The sequence below is a fragment of the Pseudoalteromonas sp. UBA2102 genome, from assembly GCF_002331165.1.
Lineage (GTDB): Bacteria > Pseudomonadota > Gammaproteobacteria > Enterobacterales > Alteromonadaceae > Pseudoalteromonas > Pseudoalteromonas atlantica.
This window is the reverse complement of the sequence record NZ_DCYU01000135.1, coordinates 1-12,702: the sequence shown is the minus strand read 5'-3', so window position 1 is coordinate 12,702 and position 12,702 is coordinate 1. Positions and strand designations below refer to the sequence as shown.

The 12,702-nt window shown below is 41.6% G+C and carries 10 protein-coding genes and 4 tRNA genes; 7 read left to right on the top strand and 7 right to left on the bottom strand.

Annotation, left to right across the window (positions count from 1 at the left end; all coding sequences use genetic code 11):
• Nucleotides 1–107: 107 nt before the first annotated feature.
• From B2R65_RS17455 to B2R65_RS17435, 5 genes are all read left to right on the top strand, one after another.
• Nucleotides 108–184: transfer RNA gene (locus B2R65_RS17455), tRNA-Asp, on the top strand.
• 37 nt (nt 185–221) lie between these two features.
• Nucleotides 222–298, top strand: a tRNA-Asp gene (locus tag B2R65_RS17450).
• A 37-nt stretch (nt 299–335) separates the two neighbouring features.
• Nucleotides 336–412, top strand: a tRNA-Asp gene (locus B2R65_RS17445).
• A 53-nt stretch (nt 413–465) separates the two neighbouring features.
• Nucleotides 466–542: transfer RNA gene (locus tag B2R65_RS17440), tRNA-Asp, on the top strand.
• Nucleotides 543–808: 266 nt separating this feature from the next.
• Nucleotides 809–1,528, top strand: coding sequence for a helix-turn-helix domain-containing protein (locus B2R65_RS17435; RefSeq protein WP_286744770.1), 720 nt, complete (start codon nt 809–811; stop codon nt 1,526–1,528).
• A 68-nt stretch (nt 1,529–1,596) separates the two neighbouring features.
• On the opposite strand, the gene B2R65_RS17430 is transcribed toward B2R65_RS17435, so the two are convergent.
• Entirely contained in the window at nt 1,597–3,516 is a 1,920-nt protein-coding gene (locus B2R65_RS17430; protein WP_286744768.1) for an alpha/beta hydrolase family protein, read from the bottom strand.
• A 269-nt stretch (nt 3,517–3,785) separates the two neighbouring features.
• Complete coding sequence (gene fadE / locus B2R65_RS17425) at nt 3,786–6,242, bottom strand: acyl-CoA dehydrogenase FadE (RefSeq protein ID WP_029772579.1); 2,457 nt, start codon at nt 6,240–6,242, stop codon at nt 3,786–3,788.
• A gap of 297 nt (nt 6,243–6,539) precedes the next feature.
• Between fadE and B2R65_RS17420 the strand changes: the two genes are divergently transcribed.
• Nucleotides 6,540–7,304 (top strand): class II glutamine amidotransferase, encoded by a 765-nt coding sequence (locus tag B2R65_RS17420; protein ID WP_286744767.1) that lies wholly within the window; start codon nt 6,540–6,542, stop codon nt 7,302–7,304.
• Nucleotides 7,305–7,377: 73 nt separating this feature from the next.
• Here the strand turns inward: B2R65_RS17420 and B2R65_RS17415 are convergent, their stop codons facing one another.
• The 5 genes from B2R65_RS17415 to cmoA form a co-directional block, all read right to left on the bottom strand.
• Nucleotides 7,378–8,115 (bottom strand): DUF3108 domain-containing protein, encoded by a 738-nt coding sequence (locus B2R65_RS17415; RefSeq protein WP_286744772.1) that lies wholly within the window; start codon nt 8,113–8,115, stop codon nt 7,378–7,380.
• Between the two features lie 16 nt (nt 8,116–8,131).
• Nucleotides 8,132–8,779 carry a phosphoribosylglycinamide formyltransferase gene (gene purN, locus B2R65_RS17410; protein ID WP_004588939.1) on the bottom strand — a complete coding sequence of 216 codons (648 nt, stop codon included), beginning with the start codon at nt 8,777–8,779 and terminating at the stop codon, nt 8,132–8,134.
• Nucleotides 8,779–9,831 (bottom strand): phosphoribosylformylglycinamidine cyclo-ligase, encoded by a 1,053-nt coding sequence (purM, locus tag B2R65_RS17405; protein WP_138579437.1) that lies wholly within the window; start codon nt 9,829–9,831, stop codon nt 8,779–8,781. Before purM ends, purN begins: the two co-directional genes overlap by 1 nt.
• 180 nt (nt 9,832–10,011) lie before the next feature.
• Nucleotides 10,012–10,980, bottom strand: coding sequence for a tRNA 5-methoxyuridine(34)/uridine 5-oxyacetic acid(34) synthase CmoB (cmoB, locus tag B2R65_RS17400; protein WP_054982276.1), 969 nt, complete (start codon nt 10,978–10,980; stop codon nt 10,012–10,014).
• A 12-nt stretch (nt 10,981–10,992) separates the two neighbouring features.
• Complete coding sequence (cmoA, locus tag B2R65_RS17395; RefSeq protein WP_286744765.1) at nt 10,993–11,718, bottom strand: carboxy-S-adenosyl-L-methionine synthase CmoA; 726 nt, start codon at nt 11,716–11,718, stop codon at nt 10,993–10,995.
• Nucleotides 11,719–11,834: 116 nt separating this feature from the next.
• Here cmoA and B2R65_RS17390 point away from each other — a divergent pair, with 116 nt between their 5' ends.
• Nucleotides 11,835–12,524 (top strand): DUF3334 family protein, encoded by a 690-nt coding sequence (locus B2R65_RS17390; protein ID WP_004588943.1) that lies wholly within the window; start codon nt 11,835–11,837, stop codon nt 12,522–12,524.
• The last annotated feature ends 178 nt before the right edge of the window (nt 12,525–12,702 follow it).

Below are 12,702 nucleotides of genomic sequence, written 5' to 3'. Positions count from 1 at the left end.
GAGTGGTAGTTCAGTTGGTTAGAATACCGGCCTGTCACGCCGGGGGTCGCGGGTTCGAGTCCCGTCCACTCCGCCAATAAGAAAAAATAACAGTTTAAATACGCGCTGGAGTGGTAGTTCAGTTGGTTAGAATACCGGCCTGTCACGCCGGGGGTCGCGGGTTCGAGTCCCGTCCACTCCGCCACTATTTAAACACTGTTATGTTACAAAATTTGTATGCTGGAGTGGTAGTTCAGTTGGTTAGAATACCGGCCTGTCACGCCGGGGGTCGCGGGTTCGAGTCCCGTCCACTCCGCCAACAAATTTAGTAATGACAAGTAATATGATATCTCTGCGGAGTGGTAGTTCAGTTGGTTAGAATACCGGCCTGTCACGCCGGGGGTCGCGGGTTCGAGTCCCGTCCACTCCGCCATTTGATATCGTAACAAAATTAGTAAGTGCATTACCCCATGCACATACCACTGCGGAGTGGTAGTTCAGTTGGTTAGAATACCGGCCTGTCACGCCGGGGGTCGCGGGTTCGAGTCCCGTCCACTCCGCCACTTGTTATTTCCTCAATAACAAGCTTATAAAATCCTTGGTTAAATAATTTTATAAATTACCCTTTGGCTATCAGCTATCAGCTATCAGCTATCAGCTATCAGCTATCAGCTATCAGCTATCAGCTATCATCTATCATCTATCAGCTAAAAAATCGACTACTTAATGCTAACCTGCTAATATTCCTGCCTATTCTTTAATATTCAGCTTCTTATATCTGCATGAATAGCCAAGAATCTAGTCTCACTTTAAAAAAGGAAGCACTAAAATGAGCACACTAGGTCAACAAGTAAAGCAGCTTAGAAATAATAAAAAATTGAGCCAACCAGAGTTCGCTCAGCAAGTAGGGATAGAGCAGAGTTATTTATCAAAACTTGAAAACGATAAATCAATTCCCTCGAATGAAATATTTAGATCTTTATTGATAGCATTAGATCTTTCAATTGATGAGTTTATGAAGCCGCTTGTATCAAGTCATGATAAAGTCAGGCTTATGCAGATACCGGATGTTGAGCAGTGGTATAAAAATAAAGCTGTGAGCACTTCAGTAACTCAGCGTAAATTGATTTATTTAGCAATGTTTTTAATTTCGTTTGGGTGTGCACTATTTTATGCAGGCCATAAAAATTATGTGTTTAACGAACATTTTTATGAGTATCGCTCAATTGGAATTATTAAAAATGATGAACCACTCAATGTTTTCAATCATTGGAAAGATTATATAATAGATCCCAGTGCTGAAAAGCGTACAGCAAAACTTAAAGAGATGCTTGCTAGGCGTGTTGAACTTTTTAAATTAATGGATGAGTATATCGGTGAATCATTTGTCGAAGAAGTGACGGGTGGTAAACGTGTTTATACAACAAATGCTGTCCCACGCTACATAACACATGCAGGTAATACCTGGCTTGAGTTTATTGGATTATTTGCAGCTGTATTTGGTTTAGCTTTGGCGGTATTAGAACCAAAATTAACGCGTCACGCATAAAAAGCTGTATGCGAACAAGCACACAGCTTTTATCTTAAATTTAGCCCATAGTTGTATGGGCTTAAGCGCTATTTTAGATAGGTATCTAAAAAGTTTAAGTAAGCGTTAGAGGCTGTTATACGGTTTTCTTTTTTAGTAAAACCATGCCCTTCATCATCAAACAATACATACTCTACTGGCACGCCATTGGCTTTGACTGCGGCAACGAGTTCATCGCTTTCAACTTGTAAAACACGTGGATCGTTAGCGCCTTGTATTACCATTAAAGGTTTAGTGATATTTTTAGCATGAAATAGTGGCGATATAGCCCGATGACGCTCACCATCTGTTGCAGGGTCGCCCATTTCATCGTATAAGGCTTTTTTAAAACTCTCCCACCATGGTGGAATTGAGTTAAGTGTTCTTACCCAGTTAGTCACCCCAAAAATATTAATACCTACTTTGAATTCTTCTGGTTCAAAGGCAAGTGCAGCTGCGGTCATAAACCCGCCGTAACTACCTCCCATAATGCCAATTTTTTCGCTATCGACCCAATCTAAACTTTGAAGATGCTTTTTACCGTACACAATATCTTGTAAGTCATCTGTGCCGTGCTTTTTATCATCCAAATGAAAAAATGTTTTACCGTATCCTGAACTACCACGGTTGTTAACGGCAAAAATAGCATAGCCATGATTAATTAAGTGCTGCTGTGTCGCGCTGTAACCAGTACGGCTTTGTCCACCAGGGCCACCATGCACCCAAATTAGTGCTGGCACTTTATTAGTGCTACTTGCTTGTTTGGGCTTGTACAAAACACCAGGTACCTCTAGCCCATCAAAACTTTTAAAGCGTACAATTGTGCTTTGTACTAAATTACTTTGATTTATTTCTTTGCTAAGTGAATTAGTTATTTGTTTGGCGCTAATACCACCGACTTGCCATACAAATAAATTACTTGGGGATGTGTCAGAGTTCAAATAAAACGCCATGGTTTTCTCGTCACTTGAGAAATTTACACTGCGTAAATTACCATTGGGTAGGGTGGGCATAGCGACTTGTTTACCTGTACGAGTATCTAAAATAGTTACTTTAGTACTGGCATCGGCATTTACTCCACTTACTTGGTAGCGTCCAGATTTAGAAAAATAAATAAAGTTTACGTCCCATTCGTCTTCTAAAGCCGGGCTATGTTTCTCTGTCGCTAACTCATAGCGCCACACTTGTGAAAACTCACCTTTTGCGTCTGTAGAGTAGTATAAATATTTACCGTCAGTAGAGAAGGTTTCAGGTGTATATTGTGCGGGATCATCATGCTTAGATATAAGTTGTGGTTTAAGGGATCTTTTATAAGAGTCGAGAATGTATGTATCACTGTCTTTATTGGTATTATTTTTAGATAAAGCAATAAAGCGTCCATCAGGGCTAATGGCGCCAACATCTAATCCGAGTTCATTTTGATAAACAGGAGACATTTCATAGGTTTCACTATCTACGCGATATAAATCCATAAATTTGGCATCACGCTGATTGCTGGTGATAAAAAACTGGCTGCCATCTTTGGTAAAACCTGCAAAGCCAGCTCGTGTTTCAGCGCCAGGGGTTAAATCTTTGATTGAACCGTCAACTTCACGCACGTAGACATGATATCGCTCGTTACCGCCTGAGTCTTTGGTAAATAATACGCGCTCATCATTAGGGAAGTAGCGTACAGGGTAGGTACTGTCTTCAAAATTGGTTAAGCGTTCTTTACTGCCTGTTTTAACATCGACCTCATATAAACTATAAATACCGCTTTCATCGCTACTAACGAGAATTTTTTCACCAGAAGGTGAAAAACTACTACCTATAAAGGATGTAGTATCAAAAAAAGTGTTTGCACTGTATGTCTGTATCGCTTGTGCTGCTGAGGTTTGTTCAGCAATAACATGTGTTGTATTGCTCGATTGGCTACAGCCAGCGAGTGCAATTGCACATGCTAGTACGCCAAACTTAAGTGTTTTTTTCATTAATATAGTCCTTGAATTATTATTAGCGTATTTGAGTGTTGCTCGTACATTTTTTAAACGCAAGCTTTGGAGCTTATTCAAGGCTTAATAAAGTGTTACAAAGCGTGTATTAGATGAGTGATTAGTAAGTTTTATAATGTATTGGTAGGTTTTATATTTTTTGATACTGATCGAGCTTAAAGTTATTGCTTTAAGCTAATTAAAATTGAGAACAAAAAAGCCAGCGCTAGAGCGCTGGCTTTTGCTATTCAGATGCTTAGCTTGGTTGATTAAGCTGCATCTGCTTTGCTGTCTTCACTTTTACGTGCGGCTTTGCCTGCTAATAAATCAGCTGGGTCAAAGTCATCAACGTTAATTACGTCTAAGCGGGCTTTTTCAACAGCGGCTAATTTATCAGCTTCTGCTTGGCTTAATATGCCAGCTTCAAGGCCCATTTGCGCTACTTTATCAAGTTGGAAGAATGGCAGTTTAAGGCCTTTTTCTTTACATACTCGTTCAAATAACGGCTCTACAGCCAGTACGTCTTTAAGTGTTTGCTCTTGACGGCCAACTAGGTTTAGTGGCTCATCTTTTAAGTAAACATAGCTTGCTAAACGGTTACGCGTTTCGCTAGGTACTTGAAGTAGTTGTGCTAGTTTATGCTCAAGTTTGTCGGTAGGTTTACGAACCGGGCGACCAAACGGGAATAACAATACTTTTAATACGCCACGTAATGGGGCAGAGGGCATGTTATTGATTAAATCAGCAAGGGCACGTTGGCAGTGGTAAAGATGATCCTGACAGCTCCATTTTACTAGGGCTAAATCTTCTTGTTTACGGCCTTCATCGTTATAACGCTTAAGCGTTGCAGACACTAAATATAAGTAGCTTAGTAAGTCACCTAAACGTGCTGAAATGCGCTCTTTACGTTTAAGCGAGCCACCAAATACCGCCATGCTAATGTCAGACATAAGCGCAAGCGATGCACTAAAGCGTGATGCTATACGGTAAAACTCTGCGGTGTCGTCTTTGTACGGTACGCTAGTAAAACGTGCACCACTAAGCGCAAGCCACTTAGTACGTACAAGGTTCGACATTGTAAAGCCAATGTGGCCCATTAGCGCTTTATCAAATACGTTAAGCGCTTCTTCGCGGTCTTCAATTTCACAAGCACCAAGCTCGGTTAGTACAAATGGATGACAGCGAATTGCACCTTGACCATAAATAATCATATTACGGGTCAAGATGTTGGCACCTTCTACTGTTATAGCAATAGGGGCACCTTGATAGCCACGACCTAAATAGTTATTTGGCCCAAGCATAATCCCTTTACCGCCAAGTACGTCCATTGCATGAATGGTCGACTCGCGCATTTGCTCGGTAAGGTGGTATTTAATAATAGCTGAAACAACCGATGGCTTTTCACCTAAATCTACTGCACCCGTTGACATACTAACGGCTGCATCTGAGCTGTAAGCGTAACCAGCAAGTTTAGCCAGTGACTCTTCAACACCTTCCATTTTACCAATTGGTAAACGGAACTGACGACGAATACGGCTATATGCACCTGTTGCTACGGCAATTGTTTTAATGCCACCGGCAGAGTTTGATGGCAATGTAATTGCACGGCCAACCGATAAACATTCAACCAGCATGCGCCAGCCTTGGCCAGCCATTTCTGGGCCACCAATAATGTAATCAAGGGGTACAAAAATATCTTTACCGCGAGTCGGGCCATTTTGAAATGGTACGTTAAGCGGGAAGTGGCGACGACCAATTTCAACACCTGGCGTGTTAGTTGGAATAAGTGCACAGGTAATGCCTGGCTCTTTGTTGTCGCTTAGTAAACCATCTGGATCTTGTAGTTTAAAGGCAAGACCAAGTACTGTAGCCACTGGTGCAAGAGTAATGTAACGCTTGTTCCAAGTAAGGCTAATACCTACTACTTCTTCACCGTTCCATTGCCCTTTACACACAACACCGTAATCAGGAATTGAGCTCGCGTCAGAGCCTGCTTCTGGCGAAGTTAATGCAAAACATGGAATTTCTTGGCCTTGGGCTAAGCGCGGTAAATAATGATTTTTTTGATCTTCTGTACCGTAGTGCTGAAGTAACTCACCTGGACCTAACGAGTTAGGTACACCTACAATTGACGATAGCAAGGTCGATTTACTGGTTAACTTTTGCAGAACACAAGATTGTGCAAACGCAGAAAACTCTAAACCGCCGTATTCTTTTTTGATGATCATGGCAAAGAATTTATTATCTTTTAGATATTGCCATACATCTTGCGGTAAATCGGTAAGCTCGTGTGTTGCTTCCCAATCATCTAGCATGCTACATACTACTTCTACAGGGCCATCAATAAAGGCTTGCTCTTCAATAGTCAGTTTTGGAACTGGGTATTGGTGTAGCTTTTTCCAATCTGGGTTACCACAAAATAAATCAGCTTCCCACCACGTAGTACCGGCATCGATTGCTGACTTTTCAGTGTCAGACATGCTTGGCGTTACTTTTTTAAAGGTAGTAAAAATCGGCTTGATTATATATTGCTGACGAATGCCAGTAACAGAAAGAGGAACCGCGATGATCAAAAAGATCAACCAGCTAATTAAACCAAAAGCACCTGCAAAGGTACCAATTAGTAATGTTGCGGCAGAAACACCAAGTGCTGTGTTCCAACTCGCTCTGTGGTAAACCGCGATGCTGAGCAGTGCGATTAAACCGAGTGTAAATATGAGTGTCATTGCTTATTCCTTAATAGAGGTCAGACCACCTCAGTTAGAGTAGCGCTAGTGAGCGTAAGTTTCAAGTACATTACAGCGTTAAATTAACGACAAACTAGCCATTATGCTTATCATTATTCCCTTTATAAGGAACAAGCATGCACCACTGCTATGTTTAATTCAATCACAGCGATTATTTAAGCGCTAAAAATCAGTAAATCAGCTAGCCAAAAAAGTTTTTTTAAGTAAGTATGTCTGTTGTAGCGCATAGCAAAGTACAGCGCTATTTATACGTATTTTTTAAGGGTTAGTTTATTAATGTGTGAATTACTTGGCATGTCAGCCAACGTACCTACGGATATTTGTTTTAGTTTTTCAGGTTTATTAGAGCGCGGTGGAAATACCGGCCCGCATAAAGATGGCTGGGGTATTACGTTTTACGAGGGTAAAGGGTGTAGAACCTTTAAAGATCCTGAACCAAGCTATCAATCAGAAATCGCCAAGCTAGTAAAAGCCTACCCCATTAAAAGTGTGTCGGTAATTAGCCATATTCGCCAAGGAAACCGTGGCCGAGTGTGCCTTGAAAATACCCATCCGTTTACCCGTGAGCTTTGGGGACGCGAAATTACCTATGCACATAATGGCCAGTTATCTAACTATCACGATTTAAAACCACAATATTATCGCCCTGTGGGCAACACCGACAGTGAGCTAGCGTTTTGTTGGTTGCTAGATAAAATTCGTGAAAAATACCCAAAACGTCCCTCTAATATGGCCTCTATATTTAGATATGCGGCTAAGCTTTCGCATACGCTACGTGAAAAGGGCGTATTTAATATGTTATTGACCGATGGCGTATTTGTATTGGCGTACTGCACGAATAACTTACATTACATAACGCGCCGAGCGCCATTTGGTAAAGCAACGTTAATTGATGCCGATATGGTGGTTGATTTTAACGAAGAAACCACCCCAAACGATGTAGTAACAGTAATAGCTACACGGCCATTAACCAACGACGAACGCTGGCAAAAAATGCAGCCAGGGGAGTTTGCGTTATTTAAAATGGGCGAACTAATTTAGTTAAATAGCCTAAAAGTAAACACAAAAAAACGCGATATAAAATCGCGTTTTTTTGTGTTTGCTATCACCGTGTTTACGGCGCTTCTGATCTTACTTCGCTGCTCTCGCTTACTGGAGTAGAAACAGGCTGGGTAACGGTAAATGAATTTATTTGTACTTCAAACTGCTCCATGCCTTTTTCGCCTTTCCACATACGTACAAGCATGTAGTCCATTTCTGGTGCAAACCAAGCAAGGGCTTGGCGTTTATCGTTATCGTATAAACGTTTTACTTTTATAGCTTCTACGTTACCAATTGGCAGCGAAATCATTTCTTTGCCAACCACTTCAAAGTTGTAGTCGCGGCGATTGCCTTTTTTATCAATAAGCGGAAACGAAAAATAAGTTTCGCCTTTTTTTAAGCCTTCGCGTACTTGTACTTGATACGAAATAGCATCTTGAAATTCGTCAGTCCATTCGCACTTTAGCGGGTATTCACTAGTACTGCTGGTGACCACTTTATTTTGTGTATCAAAGTCTATTTTATAATCTTTATCTGGGCCGGTGCCGGTACGCACCATATTGTAATGATGAGGAGTGACTTTGTTATCTAAAAAAGTAAATACTGAGGTTTCTTCCCGCTTGTCAGAGAAAATCATCCACTCAATATTGCTGTGATAAGTAAGTTGATATGTTTGCTCGCCAACTTTTTTAAGTTCGCGTACTGCCTCGCCATGATTTTTACCTTTGCGTAAAATATCGTAGCTGGCTTGATACTCTGTTAGTTCGCCTGCAATTAGGCTAGTAGGAAGTAAAGCGCCCACACATAACAGCAGGGCACTTATTTTTTTATTGTGGGTAGTGCGCGCCGTGTGCAGGAAGTTGTTTTTCGTCAAGAACTGCATAATCTGCTTCCATAGTAAGTCTGTGTTCACTGAACCACTTGACCACCAAAGGATAAATTATATGCTCTTGTTCGTGCACGCGTTTAGCTAATGTTTCTGCTGTATCATCCTTGAGTACAGGTATTTGCGCCTGAAGAATAACGGGACCGCCGTCTAACTCTTCAGTTACAAAATGAACACTTACGCCATGAACATCGTCTTTTGCATCAATTGCTCTTTGGTGGGTATTCAGCCCCTGATACTTAGGCAACAAAGATGGATGAATGTTCAACATTTTTCCAACATATTTTTGCACTAAGCTAGGAGTAAGAATACGCATAAACCCAGCTAATACAACTAGATTTGGCATAAAAGAGTCAATAACGTTCATTAATTGCGCATCATAGGCCTCGCGCGAGTCAAAATCTTTGTGACTGAGCACTTTTGTAGCAATACCTGCTTGTTTTGCACGCTCAAGGCCGTAAGCGTCTGCTTTGTTACTTATAACAGCCGCTATGTGTCCGTTTATTTCGCCGCGCTCGCAGGCATCAATAATGGCTTGTAAATTAGAACCACTACCCGATATTAATACCACTAAGCGAATGGGTGCCATTACTTAGCACCACCTACAATTTCTACTTGCTCTTCGCCGGCAACAGCATCTTGAATTTCACCAAGGTGCCATGCGTTTTCGCCAAGCTCTTTTAAAATGCTTAAGCTTTGCTCTAGCGCATCGCCTGGTACTACTAATACCATGCCTACACCACAGTTAAATGTACGGTACATTTCGTGCGTAGTAATATTGCCGTTTTCTTGTAACCAGTTAAAAACGGTTGGCCACTCCCAGCTATCGCCTTTAACTACTGCTTTTGCAGAATCGGGTAATACACGCGGAATGTTTTCCCAAAAGCCGCCGCCAGTAATATGCGATAGGGCATGCACGTCTACTTGCTTAAATAACTCAAGTAAAGGTTTAACGTAAATACGGGTTGGCTCAAGTAAGTGCTCGCCTAGTGTTTTTCCGTCAATAACTTGGTTCGTATCGGCGTTTGATACTTCAAGCACTTTACGAATTAAAGAAAAGCCGTTTGAGTGCGGACCGCTAGAGGCAAGGGCAATAAGTTGATCGCCGGCTGCTACTTTTGTGCCATCAATAATTTTAGATTTTTCTACTACGCCGGTACAAAAACCGGCCATGTCGTAGTCTTCACCATCGTACATACCTGGCATTTCAGCTGTTTCGCCGCCAATCAGGGCACAGCCAGAAATCTCACAGCCTTTACCAATACCGGTTACTACATCGGCCGCTGTGTCTACATCTAGTTTACCTGTTGCATAGTAATCTAGAAAAAACAGGGGTTCAGCGCCTTGTACTATTAAATCGTTTACACACATTGCAACTAAATCAATACCTACAGTGTCGTGTTTTTTTAAGTCGATAGCTAAACGTAGTTTAGTACCTACACCGTCAGTACCTGCTACTAGTACTGGCTGTTTGTAACCTTCTGGAATTTCGCAAAGAGCGCCAAAACCACCAATTCCGCCCATTACTTCTGGACGACGCGTTTTTTTAACTACGCCTTTAATACGCTCAACAAGTGCATTACCAGCGTCGATATCTACGCCCGCGTCTTTATAGCTTAATGACTGTTTTTGTTCGCTCACAGGTTTTCCTCAAATAATTGCTTGGGGTTGCTTTTCGATAGCTTAGAAACGCGCGTATTTTACAACAATTGCAACTGCGCGGCTAGCTCAAATATAGTTTTGAAATAATTAACAAGGACACTTGTCCGCTATTAGTTTGTTAATTGCACAAAAAAAGCACCCTGGGTGCTTTTTAGTTATTTATGCTTTGGCAGTTAGTATTGCTCTAAGTGGAGCAGGGTAACCTTCAATGGTTTTACTGGTATCGTTTGGGTCTAAAAAATCAACTAACGATTCGTTTTCCATCCAGTCGGTCCTGCGTTGCTCATCAAGCGTGGTAATTGCGCAATCTTTTATTTGCACATCTTTAAAGCCAACGCGCTCCATCCACAGTTTTAGTGCAGCAGTACTTGGAATAAACCAAACGTTGCGCATTTTTGCGTAGCGGTCGGTAGGTACCAGTACGGTGTTTTCATCGCCTTCAATTACTAACGTTTCTAGTACGAGTTCGCCACCTGGGCGAAGCTGCGCTTTTAACTGCGCTAAAAAATCGATAGGCGAGCGGCGGTGATACAGCACCCCCATAGAAAACACCGTATCAAACGCTTTAAGCTCGGGTAGTGCCTCTACACCTAATGGTAATAAATGCACGTTTTCATCTGGGTTGTAATGTTTAATGGCCTGAAACTGACACAAAAATAAATCAGAAGGGTCAATACCCACTACAAATTCAGCGCCTTCACCGCGCATACGCCATAAGTGATAGCCAGAGCCACAGCCTATATCTAATACTGTGCGGCCTTTTAATGGCTCAATATGAGGAAGCAGGCGGTCCCACTTCCAATCGCTGCGCCACTCAGTGTTTATTTCAATACCGTGTACAGTAAAGGGACCTTTGCGCCATGGCATCATGCGTTTTAATAAATGCGTGGCTTGTTTTTGCTCGCCTTCGCTCATCTCCCCCGGTGCGCCAATTTCTACTTTAGTGGCGATATCAACGTGGGTTGTTTTTACTTCTGGCAAATTTTTAAGTACTTTTTGCCATTTTGGTAAATCGCCATGGCTTGCCTCGTTTTGCCAATGCTTTAATTGAGCGGGCAGGGTTTCTAGCCAGTGGCTAAGCGGGCTTTGTGCAATTGCTGCGTAAAATTGGTTAAACCATTGAGACATAAGTCACTCTCTTTATTTAATTGCTACCATTGAGCAAAAATTAAAACATTGATACCACACCTGCGTTTGGCTAAAACCAATGTCGCTTAAACGATTAAAGTGAGTGCTTAGCGTATCGGGGCGCATCACGTTTTCAATGGCAGTACGTTTTTGGCTTATTTCAAGCTCTGAGTAGCCATTGTGGCGTTTAAAGTCGTGGTGCAAATCAATTAACAAATTATCGCACTGCTCGTTTTCGGCTTTAATTTTTTCGCTAAGGAGCAGTACGCCACCGGGTTTTAAGTTAGCGTAAATTTTTTCAAGCACGGCTTGGCGCTGTAAAGGCGGAATAAATTGCAAGGTAAAATTCATGGCTACTACCGACGCATTTTGAATCTCAAGCTCGTTAATATCGCCTAAAGTTACTGTAACAGGCACGTCTGACTTAAAGCCTTGTAAATGAACCTTACAACGCTCAACCATAGCTTGTGAGTTATCTACAGCTATAATGTGGCAGTTATCGGTGCGAATATTACGGCGTATGCTTAGGGTAACCGCACCAAGCGAGCAGCCTAAATCGTAAAGGTTTGAATTACTTTGCGCATATTCACCGGCCAATTTACCCATAGTGCTTACAATGGTGGCATACCCAGGCACAGAGCGCTGAATCATATCCGGAAAAACCTCAACCACATTTTGGTCAAAGCTAAAATCTTTTACTTGTTGCTCAGAGGCGTAAATACTGTCTTTTATACTCACTAAGGCAGTCTCTTTAAAAATAATGGCACTATTTTAACATTTTATACTGGATAGTCAGTGATAAATTCAGTAGCTTGGCTAGAATTATGAATAATAAGTATAAAAGAGAACGTTAAATGAGCAAAAGTAAGGTAATTAGCACAGACGATATATTAGCAACCCTATGTCATTCAGTGACGGGTGTTCTGTCATCAGCCAGTGGTAACGAAATTAGCTACTCGGCTATGGTGCAAAAAATAACGCGCACCTGTATGCGTCCAGACATTGGCTGTTTTGTATTATTTGATGGTGGCTTTACAGGGCTGGTAGTCACTAATTTTACAGCGCAAGCAGCAATGGAAATTTACGGCGATTACATGCGCAATATGGGCATGCCTGAAGAAGAAATTGCCCACAGTCATTTATCGGATGACGTTTCAAATGTAATGGGCGAGCTGATGAACCAAATTGTTGGTGACTTCACTTCTAAAGTGCGTGAGCAGTTACATACCTCTATTACGCAAAACCAGCCAAAAATGATGGCGATTAATAAACAAGTGCAAATATCGGTTGATACCACTATGGATCGTCCACAAGCACGCCGCGTAACCTTTACTACGCGCAACCAAAATATTTTTTACCTAGAGCTGGCAATGGATAAAACAGAGTTTATTAAACTACATGACTTTGACATTGTAGAAGCGATAGACCCTGATGACATTATCGAAAACGAAGCTAAGCAAAAGGCTGAAAAAGCAAAAGCTAAGTCAAAAGAGGCAGAACAAGATGATGCCGATGATGACTTTATGGCTGAGCTAGGGCTGTAATGTAGGTTGGGTTGAGCGAAGCGAAACCCAACGTGCTTTTGAGCTGTCAGTTTTAAGCTATCAGCGGTCAGTAGAAAAGTTACTAAAGAGAACGCGATTTTAAATCGCGTTTTTTTATTGAGAACTTTGATTACGAGTTAGGTTGTATTTATTTTTTGATCTGACTCCATAAAAGTAG